The sequence below is a fragment of the Streptomyces sp. bgisy159 genome, assembly GCF_057707805.1.
In genome coordinates, this window is the sequence record NZ_JBYIQX010000035.1 from 1 (window position 1) to 26,691 (window position 26,691).

Here is a 26,691-nt window from a genome sequence, read left to right on the forward strand (position 1 = left end):
CATAGCGTGAGGGAAACGCCCGGTTACATTCCGAACCCGGAAGCTAAGCCTCACAGCGCCGATGGTACTGCAGGGGGGACCCTGTGGGAGAGTAGGACGCCGCCGAACAATCTTTGGAGGACCCCTGGTCACCAGCGTTCAGCTGGGACCAGGGGTCCTTTTTTGTTTTTCCGAAGCGCGCCGGCTAGTCGGCTGCGCGAGAATACTTGCGGTACCGAAGACAGGAGTCACCCATGTCCACCAACTCTCCCGGCGACCGGCCGGAGCGCGACCAGCGGCGACGGGACAGTGGGGACCGCGGCGACCGCGGGGACCGCGGCGGCTTCCGCCGCGACAACGACCGTGGCGGCTTCCGTCGAGACGACCGCCGTGACGACCGGCGCGACGATCGTCGGGACGACCGACGCGACAGCGACCGGGGCGGATACGGCAGGCGCGACGGCGACCGCGACCGCGACCGCGGTGGGTTCCGCCGTGACGACCGGCGTGACGGGGACCGGGGTGGATTCCGTCGGCAGGACGACCGTGAACGGGGCTCGGAGCGAGGCTTCCGCCGTGACGACCGAGGGGACCGTCCTGCGTTCCGCCGTGACGACAGGCGTGATGAGCGTCGTGACGACCGCCGTGACGACAGGCGGGGCAACGACCGTGGAGGCTTCCGGCGCGATGACCGGCGGGACGGTGACCGAGCGGGGCACGGGCGGCGCGACGACCGTCCTTCGTTCCGCCGTGATGACCGCGGTGATCGAGGCGACCGTCCCTCGTTCCGCCGCGAGGAACGCGGCGACCGTGGTGAGCGCGGAGACCGGCCTTCGTACCGGCGTGACGACCGTGGCGAGCGTCCCTCTTTCCGGCGTGACGAGCGGCGTGACGACCGTCCCCCGTTCCGGCGCGACGACCGTGGTGAGCGTGGCGACCGGCCTTCGTACCGGCGTGACGACCGTGGCGACCGGCCTTCGTACCGGCGTGATGACCGTGGCGAGCGTCCCTCGTTCCGGCGTGACGAGCGGCGTGACGACCGTGGCGGCGACCGCCCGTCGTTCCGGCGTGACGACCGGCGTGACGACCGTGGCGACCGCCCGTCGTTCCGGCATGACGAGCGCCGCGATGACCGGCGTGACGATCGCCGAGGTGACCGCCGGGACGGTGAGCGCGGTGGGTTCCGCGGGCGGGACGAGCGCGGCGGGGGCGGATACCGGCGGGATGACCGTGGCGGTCGGCCGGGTGGCTTCCGTGGGCGTCCCGGGGAGGACCGGCGGGGTGGTGGACGGTTCCGTGACGACCGGGATCGAGACCGTGACCGGGATCGCGAGCCGATCAAGCGGCTTCCCATCCCCGAGGACGTCACCGGCGACGAGATCGACAAGGACGTAAGGCAGGAGCTGCAGAGCCTGCCCAAGACGCTGGCCGAGGACGTCGCCAAGAATCTGGTGATGGTCGCCCGCCTCATCGACGAGGACCCCGAGGGCGCCTACGGCTACTCCAGGGTGGCGCTGCGGCTTGCCTCGCGGGTCGCCGCCGTGCGGGAGGCGGCCGGGTTCGCGGCGTACGCCAGCCAGAAGTACGCGGAGGCGCTCGCGGAGTTCCGGGCCGCGCGGCGGATGACGGGCAGTGCGGAGCTGTGGCCGGTGATGGCCGACTGCGAGCGCGGACTCGGGCGGCCCGAGAAGGCGCTGGACATGGCCGGTGCCCCCGAGGTCAACAAGCTCGACAAGGCAGGGCAGGTCGAGATGCGGCTCGTGGCGGCCGGTGCTCGGCGCGACATGGGGCAGCTGGACGCGGCGATCGTGACGCTGCAGAGCTCGGAGCTGGCCTCCAGCGCCGTGCAGCCGTGGACGGCACGGCTGCGGTACGCGTACGCCGACGCGCTGCTGGCCGCCGGACGCAGTGGCGAGGCGCGGGAGTGGTTCGCCAAGGCCGTGGAGGCGGACCGGGACGGCAGCACGGACGCCTCGGACCGGCTGGCCGAGCTCGACGGCGTGGAGTTCGTCGACGCCCTCGACGACAGCGAGGGCGTCGGTGGCGCCACGACCGAGGAGCAGGGCGAGGAACAGGGACGGGAGAAGGACGAGAAGGACGAGAAGGGCGATGTGACGGACGAGGACTGATCGTCCGGATCCGACGCCAGGGGCGGGACCTCCCTCAGGGGGTTCCGCCCCTTCCTGCGTTCTAGAGGTCCATCGTGCGCAGGACCAGGCCCGACGCCGGTTTCGGGCCGAAGGAAGTCGACTTGCGCGGCATGGTGACACCCTGGCGTGCCAGGTCGCGGACGACCTCCTCGCGGACGGGATGCATCAGGACGGCGGTGCCGCCGTCGTGTTCCGCCTTGGCGACCGTGGCCGCCGTGTCGTGGATGTAGGCGATGCGGCTGGGGTCGTTCTCGGGGATGCGCCAGATGTGGGGGAGGAGCGTGGCGTGCAGGACCGTGGCGTCCAGGGTGCGCCAGGCGGCCGGGCGGTCGGCGGGGACGGTGCGCGCCAGGAGGGCCGGGTCGGGGCGGTCGACGAGGTGGAAGGCGCCGTCGCCGGCGAGGAGGAAGGCGTTGCCCTCGCGGGACGCGTCCGCCAGGGCCGCCAGGGCCTCCGGCAGCGAGACGCCGAGCCGGCGGACGCGGAACCGGTCCGCGACGGCGGCCAGGGCGTCGGCGACCGGGAGGCCGTGCAGGAGGCGGTGGATGGCGCGGACCCTCAGTGGGTAGCGGGCGGTGTCGACCAGCAGGACCAGGCCGTGGTCCCAGGGGCTGGGGGAGGGGTGCTCGGCGCGCAGCCGGCGGTAGGTCGCCCAGCGGTGGTGGCCGTCGGCGATCAGGGCCTGGTGGTGGGCGAGGTCCGCCTGGACGGCGGCCAGGTCCCGCGGGTCGGTGATCGACCAGAGGCGGTGGCAGTAGCCGTCGGCGGTGGTGGTGGACAGGAGGGGCGTGTGGCGGGCGGTGCGGTCGACGACGTCGGCGGCGGTGCCGTTGCCGCGGTAGGTCAGCAGCAGCGGTTCCAGGTTGGCGCGGGTGGCCCGCATGAGGGCGGCGCGGTCGGCGACGATGTGGGGCATCACGTCCTCATGGGGGAGGACGACGCCCTCGGCGGGGTCGGAGACGCGGAGCGTGCCGATGAGGCCCCGCTGCAGCAGGCCGTCGGTGTCCCGCTGCTCGTAGACGTAGAGGGCGGGCTCGGGGTCGCTGGTCAGCACACCCTCGCTGAGCCAGCGGCGCAGGGTGTCGGCGGCCTGTTCCCGGCCGGCGCTGGGCGAGCCGGCCTGGGGCAGGATGAGGCGGACGATGTTGTGGGGGTCCGCGTCCTGGAGGCGGTGCAGACCGTCGGGGCGGACGACGACGTCGTACGGCGGGGAGGTGACGGCGGCGAGGCTGCCGACCCGGTCGGGGTTGTAGCGCAGACCTCGGAACGGGATGAGTTCCATACCTCGGGGCGACGTTGCTTCCGAGTGACCCGCAGTGTTCATCAGGGCATCGTACGTGTGTCAGTGGTATGCGCGATGATCGGGGGAAAGCGAGCGAACGAGGAGCGATGTGCAATGAGCCAGGCCGTGAGGACGAGGCCCGCGGGCTGCGAGCAGGCCCTGAGCGAGGCGTACGACACGGCGCTGCTCGATCTGGACGGCGTGGTGTACGCGGGCGGGAGCGCCATCGTGCACGCCGTCGAGTCGCTGGCCGTCGCCCGGGAGGGCGGGATGCGGCTGGCGTACGTCACCAACAACGCGCTGCGCACGCCCGACGCCGTGGCGGAGCACCTGACGGAGCTGGGGATAGCGACCGGGGCCGATGACGTCATCACCTCGGCGCAGGCAGTCGCGCGGCTGATCGCCGAACAGGTGCCGGCGGGAGCGCGGGTGCTGGTGGTCGGCGGGGAGGGGCTGCGGGTCGCGCTGCGGGAGCGGGGGCTGGTGCCGGTCGAGTCGGCGGACGACGATCCGGCGGCCGTCGTCCAGGGGTACGGCGGGCCCGAGCTGCCGTGGGGGCGGTTCGCGGAGGCCGCGTACGCGGTGGCGCGCGGGGTGCCCTGGTTCGCCTCCAACACGGACCTGACGATTCCCAGCGGGCGGGGGATCGCGCCGGGGAACGGGGCCGCGGTGGAGGTGGTGCGGATCGCGACCGGGGCGGAGCCCCAGGTGGCGGGCAAGCCGTTGCCTCCGATGCACCGGGAGACGATCCTGCGTACGGGGGCCGAGCGGCCGCTGGTGGTGGGGGACCGGCTGGACACGGACATCGAGGGCGCGTTCAACGGGGGCGTCGACTCGCTGCTGGTACTGACCGGGGTGACCGACGGGGCGCGGTTGCTGGCCGCGCCGCCGCGGCATCGGCCGACGTATGTGGACCTGGATCTGCGGGGGCTGCTCGGTGGGCAGCCCGAAGTGACGGGTGTCGGCGGCGGGTTCGCGTGCGGGGGGTGGACCGCCACGGCTGGCGGGGAGCGGTTGGAGCTGGCGGGAGAGGGGGAGGTGGTGGACGGCCTGCGCGCGCTGTGTGCGGCGGCGTGGTCCGCGGCCGGTGACGGAGTGTGCGCGCTGGAGGGAGACAAGGCGTTGGCGCGGTTGGGGGTGTGAGCGGGGTACCGGCGGGACCGGGAGCCGGGTGCGCTGTGCGGCTGCCGGGTTGCCGCCACCCAGGGCCGGGCACTTGGCAGGGTAGGCTAACCTAACTGCGTGTTGGTCGACAGTGTTCTCGAACGGGGTGTGGAGCCGGCTTCCGGGCCGCCGGGGCGGCAGGCGGTGCGGGTTGCCGGACTGCTGGCGTCGCTGGGGCTTCTCGTGGCGGTCGCGGTGGCGAGTGTCGCCGTCGGGGCCAAGGAGCTGTCGGTCGCCCAGGTGTGGCACGGGGTGTTCGCGGACTCGGGGACCTACGGCGATGTCGTCGTGGGGGAGCGGCTGTCGCGGACCGTGCTCGGGCTGTTGGCCGGAGCCGCGCTGGGGCTTGCCGGGGCCGTGCTGCAGGCGCTCACCCGCAATCCGCTGGCCGACCCGGGGCTGCTCGGTATCAACGCCGGCGCGTCGGCCGCCGTCGTCACCGCCATCACCTTCTTCGGCGTCACCAGTCTGAACGGCTACGTGTGGTTCGCCTTCCTCGGTGCCGCCGCCGTGGGCGGGCTGGTGTGGTTCCTCGGCGGGAGCCGGGGCGCCACACCGGTGCGGCTGGCGCTGGCCGGTACCGCGATCAGCGCCGCGCTCTACGGCTATCTCCAGGCCGTGATGATCATGGATGACGCGGCGCTCGCGAGGATGCGCTTCTGGACGGTGGGTTCGCTGTCGTCGGCGACCGACGAGACGATCTGGCAGGTGCTGCCCTTCCTCGTGGCCGGTACCGTCCTCGCGCTGGTGCTCGCGCGCCCGCTGAACGCCATGGAGATGGGCGACGACACCGCCCGGTCGCTCGGCGCCGACCTGAACCGGACCAGGGCGCTGTCCATGCTCGCCGCCACCTTGCTGTGCGGGGCGGCGACCGCCGCCTGCGGGCCGATCGCGTTCGTCGGGCTGATGGTGCCGCACATCGTGCGCTCCTTCACCGGCCCCGACCTGCGCTGGATCATGCCGTACGCCGCCGTGCTGTCGCCGGTGCTGCTGCTGGGCGCCGATGTCATCGGCCGGGTGGTGGCCCGCCCGTCGGAGGTGCAGGTGGGCATCATCACCGCGATCATCGGCGGCCCGGTCTTCATCTTCCTCGTACGACGGCGAAGGACGGCCCAGCTGTGAGGACGAAGCCCGAGCCCGGGCCCAAGACCGGGCCCAAGACCGAGACCGCAACCGACACTACGACCCGAACCGACACCGCGACGGAGACGGAGGCCGAGACGGAAACCGAGACCGCGACGGAGACCGTGACGGAGACGGAGACGGAGACCGAGACGGAGACCGAGACCACGGGCAGGAGCACCGCTTCAACCGGGACCGATGCCGCGCCCCGCGCCCCGCGCGCGCTGCGCACCCCCGGCGGGCTGTCCGTCCGGCTCGACGTGCGGGCGCTGGCCGTCGTCGTGCTGCTGCTGGGGGCCGCGCTCGCCGCGAGCGTGGTGCTGATCGGCACCGGCGACTACCCGATCCCGGCCGGTGACGTGCTCAGGACGCTGTTCGGGGAGGGGACGCAGGGCCAGGAGTTCATCGTCACCGAGCTGCGGCTGCCGCGCGTTCTGGTCGGCCTGCTGGTCGGTGCGTCGCTGGGGCTCGGCGGGGCGCTGTTCCAGGCCGTGTCGCGCAATCCGCTGGGCAGCCCGGACGTGCTGGGGCTCGGCCAGGGTGCGACGGCCGGCGCGCTGGTCGTCATCGTGCTGTTCTCCGGGGACGCTGAAGCGGTGACCGCGGGGGCGCTCGTGGGTGGCCTGGTCACCGGCGCCGCCCTCTACCTGCTCGCCTGGAAGCAGGGCGTGCACGGCTACCGGCTGGTCCTGGTCGGTGTCGGTGTCATGGCGATCGCGACCGCCGTCAACGGCTACCTGATCACCAAGGCCGACCTGGTCGACGCGGCCCGCGCGGTGGTGTGGATGACCGGGACCCTCGACGGCCGGGACTGGAAGCAGGTCTGGCCGCTGCTCGCCCTGTTCTGCGTCCTCGTCCCGCTCGTCCTCGGCAACGCGCGCGGGCTGCGGATGATGGAGATGGGCGACGACGTCTCGTACGCGCTGGGCGTGCGGGTGGAGCGGGTACGGATGCTGCTGATGGTCTGCGCCGTCCTGCTCACCGCGACCGCGACCGCGGCCGCCGGCCCCGTCAGCTTCGTGGCCCTCACGGCGCCGCAGCTCGCCCGGCGCCTGACCCGCTCGCCGGGTCCCAACCTGGTGCCCGCCCTGTGCATGGGCGCGGCGCTGCTGGTCACCGCCGACTGGGCGGCGCAGCGGCTCTTCGGCGACGGACAACTGCCCGTCGGCGTGGTCACCGGCGTCCTCGGCGGCGTCTACCTGCTGTGGCTGCTGGTCACCGAGCGCAGGGCGGGCCGCATATGAGGTCCCCCGCGCACCGGGACGCCCCGAGGAGCCAGAACACCCCAAGGAGCACCGTGAACCGCCTCTGCGCAGACGACGTCACCCTCGCCTACGACCGCAGGGTCATCGCCGAGCACCTTTCGGTGGAGATCCCGGACCGCTCCTTCACCGTGATCGTCGGTCCGAACGCGTGCGGCAAGTCGACGCTGCTGCGGGCGCTGTCGCGGATGCTGAAGCCGTCCGAGGGCCGGGTCCTGCTGGACGGGCAGGCCATTCAGTCGATGCCGGCGAAGAAGGTGGCGCGGACGCTGGGTCTGCTGCCGCAGTCGTCCGTCGCGCCGGACGGCATCACCGTCGCCGACCTCGTCGGCCGCGGCCGCTACCCGCACCAGGGCGTCCTGCGGCAGTGGTCGGCCGAGGACGAGCAGGTCGTGCGGGATTCGATGGCGCGGACCGGCGTGGCCGAGCTGGCCGACCGCTACGTCGACGAGCTCTCCGGCGGTCAGCGCCAGCGCGTGTGGATCGCCATGGCGCTGGCCCAGCAGACACCGTTGCTGCTGCTCGACGAGCCGACGACCTACCTGGACATCCAGCACCAGATCGACGTCCTCGACCTCTGCGCCGACCTGCACGAGGAGCAGGGGCGGACGCTGGTGGCCGTCCTGCACGACCTGAACCACGCCGCCCGGTACGCCACCCATCTCATCGCGCTGAAGGGTGGCGAGGTGATCGCGCAGGGCGCGCCGAGCGACATCGTCACGGCGGAGCTGGTCGAGGAGGTCTTCACCCTGCGCTGCCAGGTGATCGACGACCCCGAGACGGGGACCCCGCTGGTGGTGCCCGCGGCCCGCAGGGCGCGCGCGGCCGTCACGGCGGGCGCTACAGGAGCTTCCTGAGGACGAACAGATCGCGCAGGCCCGCGTGCAGCCTGACCCGGCCCGAGCCCCACGCCCTGGCGAAGTGCAGTTCGCCGTCGACCAGGGCCACGAGGTCGTCGCCGGTCATGGCCAGCCGGATCTGCGCCTTCTCGCGCGGGGTGCCCGAAACGGTGTCGTCCACCCTGATCCGGCCGCCCGTCATCCTGCCGACGAAGGTGACGTCCAGGTCGGTGAGGTGACAGCTCACCGAGCGTTCCAGGGCGGCGGCGGCGCCGAGGTCGCCCTCGGCGCGGGCCATCTGGTCCGAAAGCTGTGCGAGTGCGGTACGGCACTCCTCGATCGTCGCCATCGTGAGCGACGGTACCGCAGCGGTTCGAGGTAGCGTCTGGGCATGAGCGACACGGTTGTGGAGACGGACCCGCCCGAGGTGCCGCAGCCCGAGGCGTCGGAGTCCGAGGCGCAGGAGTCCGAGGCGTCGGAGTTCGAGGCGTCGGAGTCCGAGGCGCAGGAGCCGGTGGCCGACCCCGCGGCCCCGGCCCCGCTGGACGTCCCCCGTACCCCCACCGGCAATGCCGAGGTCGACGCCCGGCTGGCGCGGCTGGCCGACGCCGACCACCTCGCCACCGACGGGCACGTCGAGGTGTACGAGGATGTGCACCGGGGGCTGCGCGACGCGCTCACCGCGCTCGACGCCCGCCCGGGACCTCCGGCGCCCCCGACCTCTTTCCCGGCGGCGTCCTCGCCGTCATACCAGAGCAGGAGCTGAACCGAACGTGGCAGGAGTCGCACGTCGTCGTCTGGACGCGGAGCTGGTGCGCCGGAAGCTCGCGCGCTCGCGGGAGCATGCCGGCCAGCTGATCGCCGCCGGGCGGGTCACCGTCGGCAAGACCGTCGCGACCAAGTCGGCCACCCAGGTGGAGACCGCGGCGGCGATCGTCGTGGCGGCCGACGACAGCGATCCCGAGTACGTCTCGCGCGGCGGGCACAAGCTCGCCGGCGCGCTGCAGGCGTTCGTGCCGCGGGGGCTCGTCGTCGAAGGGCGGCGGGCGCTGGACGCCGGGGCGTCCACCGGCGGGTTCACCGATGTGCTGCTGCGGGCGGGAGCCGCGCACGTCGTCGCCGTCGACGTCGGATACGGACAACTCGCCTGGTCCCTGCGCAGCGATGAACGCGTCACCGTCAAGGACCGTACGAACGTACGCGAGTTGACGCTTGAGGCGATCGATGGGAAACCTGTGGATCTTGTCGTGGGCGACTTGTCCTTCATCCCGCTCGGGCTGGTGCTGCCGGCCCTGGCGCGGTGCACCAGGCCGGACGCCGACCTGGTGATGATGGTCAAGCCGCAGTTCGAGGTGGGCAAGGAGCGGCTGGGCAGCGGGGGCGTGGTACGCAGCCCCGAGCTGCGGGCCGAGGCCGTGCGGGGCGTGGCCGCGAAGGCGTGGGAGCTGGGGCTCGGGGTGAAGGGGGTCACCGCCAGTCCGCTGCCCGGGCCGTCCGGGAACGTCGAGTACTTTCTGTGGCTGCGGGCCGGGGCACCGGAACCGGACCCGGCCGACGTTGACCGTGCAGTGGCGGAGGGGCCGCGTTGACACAGAACCGAGGTCGTACAGTTTTCCTGCTCGCCCACACCGGCCGGCCTGCGGCCATCCGCAGCGCCGAGCTGGTGGTGAAGGGGCTGCTGCGGTCCGGGATCGGCGTGCGCGTCCTGGAGTACGAGGCCGCCGACCTGCCGCTGCCGGACGAGGTGCAGCTGGTCAAGGAGGCCACCCCGCAGTGCCTCGACGGGTGCGAGCTGCTGATCGTCCTCGGCGGCGACGGGACACTGCTGCGGGGCGCGGAGTTCGCGCGGGCGTCCGGGGTGCCGATGCTCGGCGTCAACCTGGGGCGCGTCGGGTTCCTCGCGGAGGCCGAGCGGGACGACCTCGACAAGGTCGTGGACCGGGTGGTGTCCCGGGCCTACGAGGTCGAGGAGCGGATGACGGTCGACGTCGTCGTGCACCGCAACGGGGACATCGTGCACACCGACTGGGCGCTCAACGAGGCGGCCGTGCAGAAGGCCGGCGCCGAGAAGCTGCTCGAAGTGGTGCTGGAGATCGACGGGCGGCCGGTGACCGGCTTCGGGTGCGACGGCATCGTGCTGTCGACGCCCACCGGGTCCACGGCGTACGCGTTCTCCGCCGGCGGGCCGGTGGTGTGGCCCGAGGTGGAGGCGCTGCTGATGGTGCCGATCAGCGCGCACGCGCTGTTCGCCAAGCCGCTCGTGACCTCGCCGGACTCGGTGCTGGCGGTGGAACTGCTGCCGCACATCCCGCCGGGGGTGCTGTGGTGCGACGGACGGCGGACGTTCGACCTGCCGCCCGGGGCCCGGGTGGAGGTCCGGCGGGGGGCGGTGCCGGTGCGGCTCGCCCGGCTGCACCACGCGTCGTTCACGGACCGGCTGGTCGCGAAGTTCGCCCTGCCCGTGTCCGGGTGGCGAGGCGCCCCGCACTAGCGGCTCGCGGGTGGGCCACTCGCCCGGGTGACAAGGGCACCTCGCACTTCGCCGACCGGACCTCGTAAGGTCTTCCCCGTGCTGGAAGAGATGCGGATACGGTCCCTCGGAGTCATCGACGACGCCGTCGTCGAGTTGTCACCCGGGTTCACCGCCGTCACCGGTGAGACGGGTGCGGGCAAGACCATGGTGGTCACCAGCCTGGGGTTGCTGCTGGGCGGGCGCGCCGACCCCGCGCTGGTGCGGATCGGGGCCGGGAAGGCGGTCGTCGAGGGCCGGATCAGTGTGCCCGCGGACTCGTCGGCCGTGGTCCGGGCCGAGGAGGCCGGGGCCGACCTCGACGACGGGGCGCTGCTGATCAGCCGTACCGTTTCCGCCGAGGGGCGGTCGCGGGCGCATGTCGGCGGCCGGTCGGTGCCGGTGGGCGTGCTCGCCGAGCTGGCCGACGAGCTGGTGGCCGTGCACGGGCAGACCGACCAGCAGGGACTGCTGAAGCTGAACCGGCAGCGGCAGGCGCTGGACCGGTATGCGGGAGACGCGGTCGCTGTGCCGCTCGCCAAGTACACCGAGGCCTACCGGCGGCTGCGGGCCGTCTCCGCCGAGCTGGAGGAGATCACCACGCGCGCGCGTGAGCGGGCGCAGGAGGCCGACATGCTGCGCTTCGGCCTCGACGAGATCGCCGCCGTCGAGCCGCGGGCCGGTGAGGACGGGGAACTGGCCGAGGAGGCCGAGCGGCTCGGGCACGCGGAGGCGCTGTCGTCAGCGGCGTCGGCAGCGCACGCCGCGCTGGCGGGCAACCCCGAGGATCCCGAGGGCATCGACGCGGCCACGCTCGTCGCGGGTGCCCAGCGGGCCCTGGAGGCCGTACGGTCGCACGACCCGGCGCTGGCCGCGCTCGCCGACCGGATCGGCGAGATCGGCATCCTCCTCGGCGACGTGGCCGGTGAGCTGGCGGGCTACGCCGACGATCTGGACGCCGATCCGCTGCGGCTGGCGGCCGTCGAGGAGCGGCGGGCGGCGCTGACCGGGCTGACCCGCAAGTACGGTGAGGACGTCACCGCCGTGCTCGCGTGGGCCGAGCGGAGCGCCGCGCGCCTGACCGAACTGGACTCCGACGACGAGCGGCTCGACGAGCTGACCGTCGAACGGGACGCGCTCCGTGCCGAACTGGGCGGACTCGCGCAGGCGTTGACCGACGCGCGCACCGAGGCGGCCGAGCGGTTCGCGGCCGCCGTGACCGCCGAACTGGCCTCACTGGCGATGCCGCACGCGCGCGTGTCCTTCGCGATCCGGCAGACGGAGGACCCCGAGGGCGTGGAGGTCGGCGGGCGCGCGGTGGCGTACGGGCCGTCGGGTGCCGACGAAGTCGAACTGCTGCTGGCCCCGCACCCGGGGGCGCCGCCCCGGCCGATCGCCAAGGGCGCCTCCGGCGGTGAGCTCTCGCGCGTGATGCTGGCCGTGGAGGTCGTATTCGCGGGCACGGACCCGGTGCCGACGTACCTGTTCGACGAGGTGGACGCCGGGGTCGGCGGCAAGGCCGCGGTCGAGATCGGGCGCCGCCTGGCCCGGCTCGCCAAGAGCGCGCAGGTCGTAGTCGTCACCCACCTTCCGCAGGTGGCCGCCTTCGCCGACCGGCAGCTGCTGGTGGAGAAGACCGACGACGGGTCGGTCACCCGGTCCGGGGTGAAGGCCCTGGAGGGGGAGGAGCGGGTCCGGGAGCTGTCCCGGATGCTCGCCGGGCAGGAGGACTCCGAGACCGCGCGGGCCCACGCGGAGGAACTGCTGGCGTCGGCGCGCGGCGACGGCTGAGACGGCAGCCGGCCGGGGTCCGCCTCGGGGATGATGCCGCCGCCGAAGACCAGCCCCGGCGGCGGCCGGGCCACGCGGGCTGCCGGGCCACGCGGGCTGCCGGGCCACGCGGGCCGGCGTCCGTTCGTACGTAACCGCACACCGTCACTCGTGTGGGTGACCCTGGGGCCCGGTCCGGCGGGCCTGTGGGCGTCCGGCGTCCCGGAACACCCGTGCGTGCTGGCATCCTTGACGCAGGGAGTACGTGTACGCGGAGGAACACCGCGCGGCCCGCTGCGCCGCCCGGTTCTTCGGTACGTTTCCTCGTGACCGTCCCACGCCTGAACCAGGAGCCCCGGCCGCGTGAGCCACGTGAGCAGCCCCGCCCCGCACGGCCGGTCGCCGCTGCGCACCGTACAGGTGCTGGGCGGCGGAAACGCCGGCAGCAGCGCCCATGTGCGCTCGCTGACCGCCGGGCTCGCCGCGCGGGGCGTGCGGGTGACGGTGTGCGCCCCTCACGATGCGGAACACGCCTACGACTTCACGGGCGCCGGCGCCGACCACGTCGCCGTGCCGCGCAGCAGCGACCCGGGTTCGGTCGCGGCCCTGCGGGCGGCCTGCGCGGACGCCGACCTGGTGCACGCGCACGGCCTGCACGCCTCCTTCCGGGCCGTCCTGGCGCTCAGCGGCAGGCGCACCCCCCTGGTCGTCACCTGGCACAACCGGGCGTACGCCGACGGCGCGCGCGCCCACCTGCTGCGCCTGCTGGAACGGCGGGTGGCCCGCACGGCGTCGGTGGTGCTCGGCACGTCCTCCGACCTGGTCGACCGGGCGCGGCGCACGGGCGCGCGGGACGCCCGGCTCGCGGCCGTGTCGCTGCCCGGACCGCGCCCGGCCGGGCCGCCCGGCGACCCCGGCCGGACGCGCTCCAAGGTGCGGGCCGAACTGGGCGCGGTCGAAAGGCCGTTGCTGATGTCTGTCGGCTCCCTGGACCGCCACCGGGGGTACGACGTACTGCTGGACGCCGCGCACCGGTGGTGTCGGCTGGACCCCGCGCCGCTGCTCGTCATCGCGGGGGAGGGGCCGCTGCGGCCCGCGCTGCAACGCCGTATCGAGGACGAGGAACTGCCGGTCCGGCTGCTCGGGCCGCGCGACGACGTCGGCGAGCTGGTCGCCGCCGCCGATCTCGCGCTGCTGCCCGGGGCCGGGGAGGCCCGGCCGGTGCTGGCGCAGGAGGCGTTGCACGCGCGCGTACCGCTGGTGGCAGCCCTGACAGGGTGCGTGCGCGAACTCGTCGGGGACGCCGCCGAACTGGTGCCGCGCGACGACCCCGGTGCTCTCGCCGACGCGGTCGTGCGGCTGCTCGGGAACCCCGTTCGCCGCGCGGCGCTGGGTGAGCTGGGAGCGCGGCAGGCGGCCACCTGGCCGACGGAGGACGAGACCGTGGCCCAGGTGCTCAGCGTCTACGACGAACTGACCCAGCCACGCCCCTGGGGATGAGCGGACGCGGGGCGGGCCGCGTCGCTACGGCACGTGCCGCCGTGCCCTCAGCGCCAGGCTCAGGGCCAGGACCGTCTGCGGGTCGTCCAGGTCGGTGCCCAGCAACTCGCCGATGCGGGCCAGGCGGTTGTAGAGCGTCTGGCGGTTGAGATGGAGTTCGCGGGCCGTCTCCGCCTTGCGGCCGGCGTGTGCGAGATAGGTCTCCAGCGTGGGCAGCAGGGGCGGCTTCGAGCGGCGGTCGTGGTCGCGGACCGGGCCGATCGCGCGGTCCACGAAGGCGGCCAGGTCGGGGTGGTCGCGCAGTCGCCACAGCAGCAGGTCGATGTCGAGCCGACGGGCGTCGTACCAGGGGCGGTCCGGCAGGCCCAGGGCCGCGGTCGCCGTCTCCGCCGCGTGGCGCAGTCCCGCGGAGGCAGCCGCCCAGCCGCCCGCGACCCCGACGACCACCACCGGCGGCGCTGCGCCCGGCCGCTGCATCCCGGCCCGTTCGACCCCGGCCCGCAGCGCCGCGGCGGCCCGGTCCGCGACCGCCGGGCGCTCCGACCCCGAGCGCAGTCCCAGCAGCAGGGGGACGCGGCCCTCCACCGGGCGCACCCCGAACAGCACCGGCAGGCCCACCGAGGTCAGCTCCTCCGCGACCGCCCGGGCCAGCACCGCCCAGCCTCCCCCGCGTTCGGACTCACTGCCGCGGGAGGTGCCCCCGGCGGGCGGGAGGACGTCGCCGAGGCGCATCACCACCGGCAGGATCGGGCTGTCGCCCGGCTTGAAGCCGAGCACCCGGGCCTGCGCCGGGGCGTCCCCGGCGGCGATCCGGCCCTCGGCCAGGTCGGTGAGGAAGTCGCCCCGGCCGCGCGCCGCCAGCTCCTCCTCCTGACGGGCGTGCATGAGGACCACGGCGAGGATCCCGGCCGCGCGTTCGGCCGCGATGCGGTGCACCGGGGCGAGCGGGGCGCGCACGGGGAGCAGGACCAGGCGGGCGCGCACCGAGCCCGGGCCCGGGCCCCCGCCGGGCACGTCCACCAGCACCGAGCCCGCCGGCGGTGGCGCGTCCTTGTGCGGTCCGCGCATCCCCTCCCACACCTGCAGCGGATCCGCGCCCTCGGGCCCGGCCCCGGCGGCGTACAGGAGCCGGCCGTCGGTGGTCTCCAGGAACACCGGATTGCCGCCGAAGTCGGCCAGGATGCCCAGCACCTGGGGGATTCCGCCGCCGCCCAGCAGGGCCTCGGTGCACCGCCGGTGCACCTCCTCCGCGCGCTGCAGCAGCGCGTAGTGGCCGTTGACGATCTCGGTGTGGATCTCCTCGGTCACCGTCACGAACGGCACCTCGCGGTGCAGCTGGACCAGCGGCAGCCCGGTGGAGCGGGCTGTGTCCACCAGGGCCGACGGCAGCCGGGTGAAGCGCGGCCCCAGTTCGATCACCAGGGCGGCGATGCCCCGCTCGGCCAGGGTGCGCACGAACGCCCGCTGCTCGGCGGGGCGGGTACCCAGACCGTAACCCGTGGTCAGCAGCAGTTCGCCGCCCTTGAGCAGGGACGCGATGTGGGGGACCTCGCCCGCGTGCACCCAGCGCACGGTCCGGTCCAGCCGCTCCTCGCCCGCGAGGATCTCGGGCAGGCCGCTGCGCAGGCCGGGCAGCTCCAGGGCACGTCGGACGGTGATCCCGGCGCCCTGGCTGTCGAATCGGTGGTCCGTGCGGCTGTCCATGCAGCGGACGGTACCCGCGCGGGCGTTCCGGCGGCATCCGCGCGCGTGCCGGGGACGAGCGGCAGGACGCCGGACGGTCGCCGGCGCCCGTCGCCCGGCACCGCGTCGGCCGTCTCAGGCCGGCTTGATGTTGTGGTTGAAGCGGAAGACGTTGTCCGGGTCGTAGCGCCGCTTCACCTCGGCCAGCCGGCGGGTGTTCTCGGCGCCGATGCCGGCCACCACCCGGTCGGCGCCCTCGTCCCCGATGAAGTTGAGGTAGACCGCGCCGGTGCTCCACGGCCGCACGCCCGCCCGCACGTCCCGCACCCACCGCAGGCAGCGCTCGTCGTCGGCCGGGTCCTCCCACGTCGAGAACGGGTGCACCGCCCAGGGCGCGTCCCGGTACGGCATCGGGAATTCGTGCGGCCCGGCGGCGATCGCGCCGCCCTGCGGGAACAGCACGTGCTGGGTGCCGGTCGGCACGGGCAGGGTGTCCGCCAGGGCGCCGAAGGCGTCCAGGAAGTCGTCCGGGGCGCCGGACAGGTACTCCGCCGACCAGTAGTTCCGCAGACCGGGCGGATCGTCCAGCATGCACTGGAAGTCGGCGTACGGCATCGCCCCGGCGATCTCCGCCTCGTGCGGCAGCGCCAGCAGCGGATCGGCCAGCCCGCGCAGGCCCGCCTCGCTGCCCGCGTACGTCACCAGCGCCGCGCAGACCAGCTTGCCGACCAGGTGCTCCGGGACGAACTCCTCGGGCGGGCCGGTCATGTACAGCACGCCGCCGCTCGCCTCGTCCGGTCCGGACTCCATGATCTGCCGGAAGATGCGCAGCACCTCGGGGCCGTACGCGGGGAGGTAGAGCAGCAGCGCGACGGCGAACGCGGGCAGTTCGTGCGCCCTGAGGGTGAGGGCGGTGGCGACGCCGAAGTTGCCGCCCCCGCCGTGCAGGGCCCAGAACAGCTCCGGGTTCTCCTCGGCGCTCGCGTGGACCCGGGAGCCGTCGGCGGTGACCAGCTCCACGTCGAGCAGGCTGTCGGAGGCGAGCCCGTACAGCCGGTCCAGCCAGCCCGTGCCGCCGCCCAGGACGAAGCCGCCGACACCGGTGGTGGAGACCCGGCCGCCCACCGCGGCGAGTCCGTACGGTTCGGTGGCCCGGTCCAGATGGCTCATCAAGGCGCCGCCCTGGACGCGGACCGCCCGGTCCTGCGGACGGACCGTCACCTGATGCATGCGGCGCAGGTCGACCACCACACCGCCGTCGTTGAGCGCCATGCCCGCCACGCTGTGCCCGCCGCCGCGCACCGCGATCGGCAGCTCCTGGTCACGGGCGAACCGCACGGTCCGGACGACATCGGTCTCGTTCGCGCACTGGGCGATCACCGCCGGTCGCCGGTCGATCATGCCGTTGTGGACGGTGCGGGCCTCGTCGTAGCCGGGGTCCCCCGGGGTGATCGCCTCGCCGGCCAGATCCTCGCGCAGTGCCGAGAGCGCCGCGCCCGCCTTGGTTGGGGAAGCCATGGCCGCCCCCCTTCCGAGAAGGGGTTCTTGTCCGCTTCCAGGCTAGACGGGTACGCGGGCGGCGGCCCGGTGGGACCGCCGCGCGTCACCGAATCGTCAGGGTCAGCCCCCGTACGCCCCCGAGGCCGTCAGCCGCAGGGCCGTGTCGATCAGCGGAACGTGACTGAACGCCTGCGGGAAGTTCCCGACCTGGCGCTGCAGTCCGGGGTCCCACTCCTCGGCGAGCAGACCGAGGTCGTTGCGCAGGGAGAGCAGCTTCTCGAACAGCCTGCGGGCCTCGTCCACCCGGCCGATCATCGCCAGGTCGTCCGCCATCCAGAACGAGCAGGCCAGGAACGCCCCTTCGTCGCCCGGCAGGCCGTCGACACCCTCGTCGTCGCCCTGCGTCGGATAGCGCAGGATGAACCCGTCCGGAGTGGACAGCTCGCGCTGGATCGCCTCGATGGTGCCGATGACGCGCTTGTCGTCGGGCGGAAGGAAACCCATCTGCGGGATCAGCAGCAGCGACGCGTCCAGCTCCTTCGAGCCGTACGACTGCGTGAAGGTGTTGCGCTCCTTGTCGTAGCCCTTCTCGCACACGTCCCGGTGGATGTCGTCGCGCAGTTCGCGCCACCGCTCCAGCGGACCGTCCGCGTCGCCGGACTCGATCAGCTTGATGGTGCGGTCCACCGCGACCCAGGCCATCACCTTGGAGTGCACGAAGTGGCGGCGCGGGCCGCGCACCTCCCAGATGCCCTCGTCCGGCTCGTCCCAGTGCTTCTCCAGGTAGCGGATCAGCTTCAGCTGCAGCAGCGAGGCGTAGTCGTTGCGGGCCAGGCCCGTCATGTGACCGAGGTGCAGGGCCTCGGTGACCTCGCCGTAGACGTCCAGCTGGAGCTGGTGCGCGGCGCCGTTGCCGACCCGGACCGGCGCGGAGTTCTCGTACCCGGGCAGCCAGTCCAGCTCCGCCTCGCCGAGTTCGCGCTCACCGGCGATGCCGTACATGATCTGCAGGTTCTCCGGGTCGCCCGCCACGGCCCGCAGCAGCCACTCGCGCCAGGCGCGGGCCTCCTCGCGGTAGCCGGTGCGCAGCAGCGAGGACAGGGTGATCGCCGCGTCCCGCAGCCAGGTGTAGCGGTAGTCCCAGTTGCGGACGCCGCCGATGTCCTCGGGCAGGGAGGTCGTCGGGGCCGCGACGATGCCGCCGGTCGGGGCGTACGTCAGGGCCTTCAGGGTGATCAGCGAGCGGACCACGGCCTCCCGGTACGGACCGTGGTAGGTGCAGTGCTCCACCCACTCGCGCCAGAACTCCTCGGTCGCCTCCAGCGACTGCTCCGGCTCCGGCAGCGGCGGCGGCTCCTTGTGGGAGGGCTGCCACGAGACGGTGAACGCGATCCGGTCACCCGGGGCCACCGTGAAGTCGGCGTACGTCGTCAGCTGCTTGCCGTAGGTCTCGCACTCGGTGTCGAACCACACCGAGTCCGGGCCCGCGACGGCGACCGTGCGGCCCTCGTGCTTGTGCACCCACGGCACCACCCGGCCGTACGAGAACCGCATCCGCAGCGTCGAACGCATCGGGACGCGCCCGGAGACGCCCTCGACGATGCGGATCAGCTGCGGGGCGCCGTCGCGCGGAGGCATGAAGTCGGTCACCCGGACGGTGCCGCGCGGGGTGTCCCACTCGGACTCCAGGACCAGCGAGTCGCCCCGGTAGGTGCGCCGGTCCGCGCGTGGCGGTTCGGATTCGGAGGCGTGCGCGGGCCCGAGGCGCCAGAAGCCGTGCTCCTCGGTGCCCAGCAGCCCGGCGAAGATCGCGTGCGAGTCGAAGCGGGGCAGACAGAGCCAGTCCACCGTCCCGTCACGGCAGACCAGGGCAGCGGTCTGCATGTCTCCGATGAGTGCGTAGTCCTCGATGCGCCCGGCCACGTGCAAACTCCAGTCGAACGGCCACGTCGCCCCACGTGCATGGGGCTGTCGCTAGTGCGGTCAGGGGGGTCGTTGTAATGCGTCGCTGAGCACCAACAATCATCGCTCAACGAACTGACGAGCTCTCGTTGTTCCGGGACGGACTGGCGGGGGTGTGCCGTAAGTGCCGGCCGGGCTCGGCAGCGAGTGTCCGAGCAGGATACGACGCACGTAGATGATCTGTGTGCCGCTCGGGGCAACGCGACTGAGCCGATCGGGTGAGCGAGGGGTGAGGGGCACGTGCCTGTGCGCACTTCTGTGTCGGCGTGTGTGCGGAGGGTGCGCGGGGTGTGGCCGGAAGCGGGCGCTCCTGGGCGCTGATACCCTGGTAGCCCGTGGACCGGTGGGTGAGAAACCCCCGACCGCACCCTCCAGACCGCGACCACGGGAGCCCCCTCTTGGCCATGCCGCCCGCTGCTTATCGCAACAGCACCGCCACGACGACCAAGCACATCTTCGTCACCGGGGGTGTCGCCTCCTCCCTGGGCAAGGGTCTGACCGCCTCCAGCCTCGGCATGCTGCTCAAGGCCCGTGGCCTGCGCGTCGTGATGCAGAAGCTCGACCCGTACCTGAACGTCGACCCGGGCACGATGAACCCCTTCCAGCACGGTGAGGTGTTCGTCACCAACGACGGCGCCGAGACCGACCTGGACATCGGCCACTACGAGCGGTTCCTCGACCGCGACCTCGACGGCTCCGCCAACGTCACCACCGGCCAGGTCTACTCGACCGTGATCGCCAAGGAGCGGCGCGGCGAGTACCTGGGCGACACCGTGCAGGTCATCCCGCACATCACCAACGAGATCAAGCACCGCATCCGGCGGATGGCGACCGACGAGGTCGACGTCGTCATCACGGAGGTCGGCGGCACGGTCGGCGACATCGAGTCGCTGCCCTTCCTGGAGACCGTCCGCCAGGTCCGCCACGAGGTCGGCCGGGACAACGTCTTCGTGGTCCACATCTCGCTCCTTCCCTACATCGGCCCGTCCGGTGAGCTGAAGACCAAGCCGACCCAGCACTCCGTCGCCGCGCTGCGCAACATCGGTATCCAGCCGGACGCGATCGTGCTGCGCTGCGACCGCGAGGTGCCGACCGCGATCAAGCGGAAGATCTCGCTCATGTGCGACGTCGACGAGGCCGCCGTGGTGGCCTGCCCCGACGCGCGGTCCATCTACGACATCCCGAAGACCGTCCACGGCGAGGGCCTGGACGCCTACGTCGTGCGCAAGCTGGACCTGCCGTTCCGCGACGTGGACTGGACGACCTGGGACGACCTGCTCGACCGCGTCCACAACCCGGACCACGAGATCACCCTCGCCCTGGTCGGCAAGTACATCGACCTGCCCGACGCCTACCTCTCGGTCACCGAGGCGCTGCGCGCCGGCGGCTTCGCCAACCGGGCCCGCGTGAAGATCAAGTGGGTCACCTCCGACGACTGCAAGACCCCGGCCGACGCCAAGTCCCAGCTCGCCGACGTCGACGGCATCTGCATCCCGGGCGGCTTCGGCGACCGCGGGGTGCTCGGCAAGGTCGGCGCGATCCGCTATGCCCGCGAGAACAAGATCCCGCTGCTCGGCCTCTGCCTCGGCCTGCAGTGCATCGTGATCGAGGCCGCCCGCAACCTGGCCGACATCTCCGACGCCAACTCCACCGAGTTCGACCCGGCGACCGCCCACCCGGTGATCTCCACCATGGCCGAGCAACTGGACATCGTCGCCGGTGAGGGCGACATGGGCGGCACGATGCGGCTGGGCATGTACCCGGCCAAGCTGGCCGAGGGGTCCATCGTGCGCGAGGTGTACGACGGCAAGGAGTACGTCGAGGAGCGGCACCGCCACCGGTACGAGGTGAACAACGCCTACCGGGCCGAGCTGGAGAAGAAGGCGGGCATCCTGTTCTCCGGCACCTCCCCGGACGGCAAGCTCGTCGAGTACGTGGAGTACCCGCGCGACGTCCACCCGTACCTGGTCGCCACGCAGGCCCACCCCGAGCTGCGCTCGCGGCCCACGCGGCCGCACCCGCTGTTCGCCGGGCTGGTGAAGGCGGCGGTCGAGCGGAAGATCGCCGAGTAGGCCGAGTAGAACGTCCGGCGGATCTTCCAGGAGATCTCCGAGTGACACGTCAGTTGTACGGTGGCCGGGGCGCGCGCATTCAATGCTGCGGGCCCCGGCCGCATTTCTGCACGTGGAAGGACTGGCATGACGATCAAGGACGCCGCCGAGGAGTGGGAGATCCGGGGGACCGAGATGCCGTTCCGGGGAGCCAAGACCTCCGTCCGCACCGACGAGGTGGTCATGCCCGACGGCTCCGTGGCCCGGCGCGACTACCAGGTCCACCCGGGGTCGGTCGCCGCGCTCGCGCTCGACGACGAGGACCGGGTGGTCGTCATCCGGCAGTACCGGCACCCGGTGCGGCAGAAGCTGTGGGAGATCCCGGCCGGGCTGCTCGACGTGCCCGGGGAGAACCCGCTGCACGCCGCCCAGCGCGAGCTGTACGAGGAGGCGCACGTCAAGGCCGAGGACTGGCGGGTGCTGACCGATGTGTACACCACCCCCGGCGGCTGCGACGAGGCGGTGCGGATCTTCCTCGCGCGGGGGCTGTCGGCGGCGGACGGGCGGCCGTTCGAGGCGGAGCACGAGGAGATCGAGCTGGAGTCGGCCCGGGTACCGGTGAGCGAGCTGGTGCGCGGGGTGCTCGCGGGGGAGCTGCACAACAACTGTCTCGTGGTGGGTGTGCTGGCGCTGGTGGCCGCCCGGGAGGGCGACGGCCTGGACGCGCTGCGCCCCGCCGAGGCCCCCTGGCCGGCCCGGCCCTTCGAGGCCTAGGGACTCTCCCGGCGGGCCCGCCCGGCCCGGCCCCGAAGGTCGCGCCCGGCACCGCCCGGCCCCGACGGTCGCGCCCGGCCCCGCCCGGCCGCGACCGGGCCGCCGGGTCCTACGATCCGTTGATCCGATCAGGGGAGTCCCCGCCCCGTCACCGTCCTGCTCCGGCCGGAACGTCGCTGAGCGTGAACTAGGCTCTGGAAGCGCCCGGTCCGGAGTTCCGGCGGGTCCCGGTGCGCAGTGGGACGGGAGTGTGGCCCGTGACGGATCAGGCGGTGGACACAGACGGCGTGCGGCTGTCCCCAGACCCGTCGGAGGACGGGCCGTTCCTGGGCCGCACCAGGGAACTGAAGGAACTGCGCGCCGACATCGAGCGCGCGGGCCTGGACACCCTGGCCGGAAAGAAACCACCCCGCGCGCGCGTGCTCCTCATCGCCGGGCGTTCCGGCAGCGGCCGCACGGCCCTGGCCGAGGAACTCGTACGGCAGGTCGCCGACCGCTACCCCGACGGCGTGCTGCGCGCCCGGCTGAGCGAGCCCGACGGCACCGCCGTCCCGGTGGAGCGGGCCGCGCGCGAGCTGCTGGCCGCGCTGTCGCTGCCGGCCCCCGCCGGTGCCGACGAGGACGATCTCACGGCGGCCCTGCGCGACGCCCTGGCCGGCCGGCGGGCGCTGCTGCTGCTCGACGACGCCACCGGCGCCGAGCAGGTCGACGCGCTGCTGCCGGACGCCCCCGAGAGCCTGGCCGTGGCCGTGTCCTCGGGCCCGCTGACCGGCATCCCGGACGTGCGGCCCTGCACGCTCGGCGGACTGGACACCAAGTCCGCGCTGGAGCTGCTGACCCGGCTGACCGGCTCGGTGCGGATCACCGTCGACCCGCGTGCCGCCGAGGGCCTGGTCGAGATCTGCCAGGGCCAGCCCGCCGTGCTGCTGCTGGCCGGGGGCTGGCTCGCCGCCCACCCCAAGGCAGCCGTCGCCGACCTCGCCAAGCAGTTGCACACCGACGGGGAGGGCGCCCCCCTGGACCGGCTGTTCCGGCTGGTGCACGCAGGGCTGCCCGCGCCGGCCGCGCGGATACTGCGACTGCTCTGGCTCGCCCCGGCCGGCCTCGTCGACCCGCACACCGCCTCGGCGCTGGCCGGCTGCTCGGTCGGTGCCGCGCACACCACCCTGGACGACCTCACCGCGCTCGGCCTGCTGCGCGCCGTCGACGCCCCACTGCCGCAGTACGAGGTGCCGGGCTGTCTGCACCCGCTGCTGCGGGCCGCCGCCCAGACCCACGAGCGCCCGGCCGAGCTTCAGCTGGCCCGCGCCCGGATGCTGGAACGCACGGTCCGGCTGCTGCAGTCCTGCCGGGCGGCCGCCGAGACGGACGACCCGCAGATCCGTGAGAGGGCCCAGGGCATGCCGCGCGCCCTGCGCTTCGCCGGCCCGGGCGCCGCGGCCGACTGGCTGCGCGCCCGTCGGCCCGCGCTGCTCGCCGCCGCCCGGCTCGCGGTCGCCGACGGCGAGCTGGACACCCTGGCCCGGCGGCTGATGTCCCAGCTGGTGCGGGCGATGGTCGCGCACTTCGGCACCCAGGCGGCGGCGCCCGACCTGTACGGAGTCCACCGGCTGGTGCTGGACGTCGCCGAGCGCCGCGGCCTGCCCCGGGAGAAGGCCGCCGCCCTGCTGAACCTGGCCGACGTCGACGCCCGCACCGGCCGCACGGCGGAGGCCCTGGTGCGCTACCGGGCCGCGCTGGATGCCGGACGGGAGGCGAACGACCCGTACGCGACCGGCCGCGCGATGGAATCCGTAGGCGGCGCGCATCTGGAGCTGGGGGACTACGACCGGGCCGCCGACTGGTTCGGCCGGGCTCTCGCACAGCGGCTGGCCCGGGACGAGCAGGGCGACGCCGCCCGGCTGTACGGCCGTATCGCCGCCGCGCACACCTACGCGGGCCGCTACGGCGAGGCGACGCGCAACTGGCGGGCCGCGCTCGCCGGGTACCGCAGGAGCGGCGATGTCGCCGCGCACGCGCGCGCGTTGAGCGAGCTGGCCCGGGTGCAGGAGTACGCGGGGCGGCCCGAGGAGAGCCTGCGCACCTGCCAGGAGGCGGTGGAGTGGGCGCGCCGGGCGGAGGAAGAGCGGCTCCAGGCCGCGCTGCAGCTGCGGCTGGCCGACACCCTGGAACGGCTCGGCGACCCGGTGGCCGCCCGGCCGCACCGCGCGGCGGCGGAGGGCATCCTGGGGCAGGAAGGGCTGAAACCTTCCACTGACGCCTGCGAAATCCGCAGTACATCCGCTGAAGATTGATGCAATGAAAGGCTAGACAGCGGGAACGCCTTCATTAAACTGGCTCTGCCGCACGTTCTCCTGCGGTGCGTCCCGGTGCGCGTCATTCACCCGGGTATGTCTTGCTATGCCCCACACCCTCTGAGCCAAGGACCGTGATCGACGTGAAGGTCGGCATTCCCCGCGAGGTCAAGAACAACGAGTTCCGGGTGGCCATCACCCCCGCCGGCGTGCATGAGCTGGTGCGCCACGGCCACCAGGTCGTCATCGAGCGAGGCGCCGGTGCCGGCTCGTCGATCACGGACGACGAGTACGTGTCCGCCGGTGCGCGGATCCTGGACACCGCAGACGAGGTGTGGGCCACCGCCGACCTGCTGCTGAAGGTCAAGGAGCCCATCGCCGAGGAGTACCACCGCCTCCGCAAGGACCAGACCCTCTTCACCTACCTGCACCTGGCCGCCTCCAAGGAGTGCACGGACGCCCTGATCGAGTCCGGCACCACGGCGATCGCCTACGAGACGGTCGAGCTGCCCTCCCGCGCGCTGCCGCTGCTGGCCCCCATGTCCGAGGTCGCGGGCCGCCTGGCCCCCCAGGTCGGCGCCTACCACCTGATGCGCGCGGCCGGCGGCCGCGGCGTGCTGCCCGGCGGTGTCCCCGGTGTCCTGCCGGCCAAGGCCGTCGTCATCGGCGGTGGCGTGTCCGGCTGGAACGCCGCCCAGATCGCCATCGGCATGGGCTTCGACGTCACCCTGCTCGACCGCGACATCAACAAGCTGCGCGAGGCCGACAGGATCTTCGGCACCCGGATCAAGGCCGTCATGTCCAACTCCTTCGAGCTGGAGAAGGCCGTCCTCGACGCGGACCTGGTCATCGGCGCCGTCCTCATCCCGGGCGCCAAGGCGCCGAAGCTGGTCACCAACGAGCTGGTCTCCCGGATGAAGCCGGGAAGTGTCCTTGTCGACATCGCGATCGACCAGGGCGGCTGCTTCGAGGACTCCCGTCCCACCACCCACGCCGAGCCGACCTTCAAGGTCCACGAGTCGGTCTTCTACTGCGTCGCCAACATGCCCGGCGCGGTGCCCAACACCTCCACCTACGCGCTGACCAACGCGACCCTGCCGTACATCGTGTCGCTGGCGGACAACGGCTGGGTCGAGGCGCTGCGCCGGGACCCCGCGCTCGCCAAGGGCCTCAACACCCATGACGGCAAGGTCGTTTACCGCGAGGTCGCCGAGGCGCACGGCCTGGAGCACGTGGAGCTCGGCGCGCTTCTGGGCTGAGCCCCGCGGCGACTGTGCCGCAGCCGCGCGACGGCCTTCCGCTCGACCGGCGGGTTCAAGTCATCCGCAGGGAAAAGGCGATTCGTCAACACAGGTCGTCAACCGCACACATCCGGCCGGACCTTGTCCCACAAGGTCCGGCCGGATGTGTGTATGGTCACTTTGCGATTCTCGGTCAACTCGCCTCGAACGTAACCCTTCGACCGATTCGCACGCCGGTGAAACCTGCTGTGCGACGGCCGTACGCCCTTGACAGCAGGATGTTTCATTGCCGACACATCGGGCCGGGTCCGGCGGATTGTGTTGCTGCGGACGCCCGACACGCCATAGAGTCGCCAACCGTCGGCATGGTGCCACGCTGACCTTGTCTAGAAGTTTCCTGGTCACCAAGGAGGTAAGACGACTTGTGAATGAGTCGACATTTTCTCCCGGGGGTGGTCAACCAGGAATGCCTGCACGGGGCCAGGGCTCCGCGGGATTCGAGGCTGTCGGCTCCGTCGCTGTCCGCACCTTCGCAGCCCACCAGAGCCAGTCCGGCCCCCACACGGCTCTGTCAGCACACCAGAGCTTGGACGGTCATCACGTGAACGCCATGGCCGGCGACGGAAGTGGCGCGCCCCACGACCATTTCGCCGACTACGACGAACTGCCCGACGGGCACTTCTACGACCCCGACGCCGAGTACGAGCCCGACCCGGAGTACGCGGCCACGCTCGCGCCCGACGCGGCCCGCCAGCGCCGTGAGCGCATCGGCCCCACGGGGCGCCCGCTGCCGTACTTCCCGATCCCGGGCCCGCTGACCGACCACGGCCCCGCGACGATCATCGCGATGTGCAACCAGAAGGGCGGCGTCGGCAAGACCACGTCGACCATCAACCTGGGTGCCGCGCTCGCCGAGTACGGCCGCCGCGTACTGCTGGTCGACTTCGACCCGCAGGGCGCGCTGTCGGTCGGCCTCGGCGTGAACCCGATGGAACTCGACCTCACGGTCTACAACCTGCTCATGGAGCGGGGCATGTCGGCCGACGAGGTCCTGCTGAAGACCGCGGTCCCCAACATGGACCTGCTGCCCAGCAACATCGACCTGTCCGCCGCCGAGGTCCAGCTGGTCTCCGAGGTGGCCCGCGAGTCGACGCTGCAGCGCGCGCTCAAGCCGCTGATGCCCGACTACGACTACATCGTGATCGACTGCCAGCCCTCGCTGGGTCTGCTCACGGTCAACGCGCTGACGGCCGCCCACAAGGTCATCGTCCCGCTGGAGTGCGAGTTCTTCGCGCTGCGCGGGGTCGCGCTGCTGACCGAGACCATCGAGAAGGTCCAGGAGCGGCTCAACCCGGACCTGGAGCTCGACGGCATCCTCGCCACGATGTACGACTCGCGCACGGTGCACAGCCGCGAGGTCCTCGCGCGGGTGGTCGAGGCCTTCGACGATCACGTCTACCACACGGTCATCGGCCGCACGGTCCGCTTCCCGGAGACCACGGTCGCCGGCGAGCCGATCACCACCTACGCCTCCAACTCCGTCGGTGCCGCCGCCTACCGCCAGCTCGCCAGGGAGGTGCTCGCCCGGTGTCACGCCGAGTGAGTCTGC

At 72.9% G+C, this 26,691-nt stretch carries 21 protein-coding genes and 1 rRNA gene; 16 read left to right on the top strand and 6 right to left on the bottom strand.

The window, feature by feature from the left end; all coding sequences use genetic code 11:
• A 5S ribosomal RNA gene (rrf, locus tag AC3ET3_RS26965) occupies window positions 1-108 on the top strand; the annotation flags it as partial.
• Window positions 109-227: 119 nt separating this feature from the next.
• Here rrf and AC3ET3_RS26970 read toward each other — a convergent pair.
• Window positions 228-1,094 carry a hypothetical protein gene (locus tag AC3ET3_RS26970; RefSeq protein WP_488191840.1) on the bottom strand — a complete coding sequence of 289 codons (867 nt, stop codon included), beginning with the start codon at window positions 1,092-1,094 and terminating at the stop codon, window positions 228-230.
• A 339-nt stretch (window positions 1,095-1,433) separates the two neighbouring features.
• Between AC3ET3_RS26970 and AC3ET3_RS26975 the strand changes: the two genes are divergently transcribed.
• A complete protein-coding gene (locus tag AC3ET3_RS26975) occupies window positions 1,434-2,108 on the top strand; it encodes a tetratricopeptide repeat protein (protein ID WP_432138589.1) in 675 nt (224 codons plus the stop codon).
• Window positions 2,109-2,169: 61 nt separating this feature from the next.
• Here the strand turns inward: AC3ET3_RS26975 and AC3ET3_RS26980 are convergent, their stop codons facing one another.
• The gene (locus AC3ET3_RS26980) at window positions 2,170-3,453 is read right to left on the bottom strand and encodes a DUF1015 domain-containing protein (RefSeq protein WP_432155636.1); all 1,284 of its coding nucleotides are present in this window, start codon (window positions 3,451-3,453) and stop codon (window positions 2,170-2,172) included.
• Window positions 3,454-3,525: 72 nt separating this feature from the next.
• Here AC3ET3_RS26980 and AC3ET3_RS26985 point away from each other — a divergent pair, with 72 nt between their 5' ends.
• The 4 genes from AC3ET3_RS26985 (at window position 3,526) to AC3ET3_RS27000 (ending at window position 7,816) form a co-directional block, all read left to right on the top strand.
• The gene (locus AC3ET3_RS26985) at window positions 3,526-4,554 is read left to right on the top strand and encodes an HAD-IIA family hydrolase (RefSeq protein ID WP_432138582.1); all 1,029 of its coding nucleotides are present in this window, start codon (window positions 3,526-3,528) and stop codon (window positions 4,552-4,554) included.
• A 99-nt stretch (window positions 4,555-4,653) separates the two neighbouring features.
• Window positions 4,654-5,697 carry a FecCD family ABC transporter permease gene (locus AC3ET3_RS26990; protein WP_435613031.1) on the top strand — a complete coding sequence of 348 codons (1,044 nt, stop codon included), beginning with the start codon at window positions 4,654-4,656 and terminating at the stop codon, window positions 5,695-5,697.
• A 224-nt stretch (window positions 5,698-5,921) separates the two neighbouring features.
• A complete protein-coding gene (locus AC3ET3_RS26995) occupies window positions 5,922-6,941 on the top strand; it encodes a FecCD family ABC transporter permease (RefSeq protein WP_432138588.1) in 1,020 nt (339 codons plus the stop codon).
• On the top strand, window positions 6,938-7,816 hold the full coding sequence (locus AC3ET3_RS27000; protein WP_432155638.1) for an ABC transporter ATP-binding protein: 879 nt from the start codon (window positions 6,938-6,940) through the stop codon (window positions 7,814-7,816). The genes AC3ET3_RS26995 and AC3ET3_RS27000 overlap by 4 nt, the downstream gene beginning before the upstream one ends.
• Here the strand turns inward: AC3ET3_RS27000 and AC3ET3_RS27005 are convergent.
• A complete protein-coding gene (locus tag AC3ET3_RS27005) occupies window positions 7,800-8,147 on the bottom strand; it encodes a sterol-binding protein (RefSeq protein ID WP_432138579.1) in 348 nt (115 codons plus the stop codon). The genes AC3ET3_RS27000 and AC3ET3_RS27005 overlap by 17 nt on opposite strands.
• A 42-nt stretch (window positions 8,148-8,189) precedes the next feature.
• Between AC3ET3_RS27005 and AC3ET3_RS27010 the strand changes: the two genes are divergently transcribed.
• From AC3ET3_RS27010 to AC3ET3_RS27030, 5 genes are all read left to right on the top strand, one after another.
• Entirely contained in the window at window positions 8,190-8,564 is a 375-nt protein-coding gene (locus AC3ET3_RS27010; protein WP_432138578.1) for a hypothetical protein, read from the top strand.
• A gap of 7 nt (window positions 8,565-8,571) precedes the next feature.
• Window positions 8,572-9,387 (top strand): TlyA family RNA methyltransferase, encoded by an 816-nt coding sequence (locus AC3ET3_RS27015; RefSeq protein WP_432138577.1) that lies wholly within the window; start codon window positions 8,572-8,574, stop codon window positions 9,385-9,387.
• Complete coding sequence (locus tag AC3ET3_RS27020) at window positions 9,384-10,289, top strand: NAD kinase (protein WP_432138576.1); 906 nt, start codon at window positions 9,384-9,386, stop codon at window positions 10,287-10,289. The genes AC3ET3_RS27015 and AC3ET3_RS27020 overlap by 4 nt, the downstream gene beginning before the upstream one ends.
• A gap of 90 nt (window positions 10,290-10,379) precedes the next feature.
• Window positions 10,380-12,098 carry a DNA repair protein RecN gene (recN, locus tag AC3ET3_RS27025; RefSeq protein WP_435613049.1) on the top strand — a complete coding sequence of 573 codons (1,719 nt, stop codon included), beginning with the start codon at window positions 10,380-10,382 and terminating at the stop codon, window positions 12,096-12,098.
• A gap of 342 nt (window positions 12,099-12,440) precedes the next feature.
• The gene (locus tag AC3ET3_RS27030; protein WP_432155639.1) at window positions 12,441-13,577 is read left to right on the top strand and encodes a glycosyltransferase family 4 protein; all 1,137 of its coding nucleotides are present in this window, start codon (window positions 12,441-12,443) and stop codon (window positions 13,575-13,577) included.
• Window positions 13,578-13,601: 24 nt separating this feature from the next.
• On the opposite strand, the gene AC3ET3_RS27035 is transcribed toward AC3ET3_RS27030, so the two are convergent.
• The 3 genes from AC3ET3_RS27035 to AC3ET3_RS27045 all read right to left on the bottom strand — a co-directional run bounded on the left by AC3ET3_RS27035 (window position 13,602) and on the right by AC3ET3_RS27045 (window position 18,683).
• A complete protein-coding gene (locus AC3ET3_RS27035; RefSeq protein ID WP_432138574.1) occupies window positions 13,602-15,281 on the bottom strand; it encodes a PucR family transcriptional regulator in 1,680 nt (559 codons plus the stop codon).
• A gap of 114 nt (window positions 15,282-15,395) precedes the next feature.
• Entirely contained in the window at window positions 15,396-16,778 is a 1,383-nt protein-coding gene (locus tag AC3ET3_RS27040) for an FAD-binding oxidoreductase (protein WP_435613032.1), read from the bottom strand.
• Window positions 16,779-16,880: 102 nt separating this feature from the next.
• Window positions 16,881-18,683 (bottom strand): glycoside hydrolase family 15 protein, encoded by a 1,803-nt coding sequence (locus tag AC3ET3_RS27045; protein ID WP_432138572.1) that lies wholly within the window; start codon window positions 18,681-18,683, stop codon window positions 16,881-16,883.
• A gap of 443 nt (window positions 18,684-19,126) precedes the next feature.
• Here AC3ET3_RS27045 and pyrG point away from each other — a divergent pair, with 443 nt between their 5' ends.
• From pyrG to AC3ET3_RS27070, 5 genes are all read left to right on the top strand, one after another.
• The gene (pyrG, locus tag AC3ET3_RS27050; RefSeq protein ID WP_432138586.1) at window positions 19,127-20,794 is read left to right on the top strand and encodes a CTP synthase; all 1,668 of its coding nucleotides are present in this window, start codon (window positions 19,127-19,129) and stop codon (window positions 20,792-20,794) included.
• 126 nt (window positions 20,795-20,920) lie between these two features.
• Window positions 20,921-21,547, top strand: a complete 627-nt coding sequence (locus tag AC3ET3_RS27055; RefSeq protein ID WP_435613033.1) for an NUDIX domain-containing protein — start codon at window positions 20,921-20,923, stop codon at window positions 21,545-21,547.
• Window positions 21,548-21,804: 257 nt separating this feature from the next.
• Window positions 21,805-23,841, top strand: coding sequence for a tetratricopeptide repeat protein (locus tag AC3ET3_RS27060; protein ID WP_435613034.1), 2,037 nt, complete (start codon window positions 21,805-21,807; stop codon window positions 23,839-23,841).
• A 143-nt stretch (window positions 23,842-23,984) separates the two neighbouring features.
• Window positions 23,985-25,100 carry an alanine dehydrogenase gene (ald, locus tag AC3ET3_RS27065; protein WP_432138585.1) on the top strand — a complete coding sequence of 372 codons (1,116 nt, stop codon included), beginning with the start codon at window positions 23,985-23,987 and terminating at the stop codon, window positions 25,098-25,100.
• 448 nt (window positions 25,101-25,548) lie between these two features.
• Entirely contained in the window at window positions 25,549-26,685 is a 1,137-nt protein-coding gene (locus tag AC3ET3_RS27070; protein ID WP_432138569.1) for a ParA family protein, read from the top strand.
• Window positions 26,686-26,691: the final 6 nt, after the last annotated feature.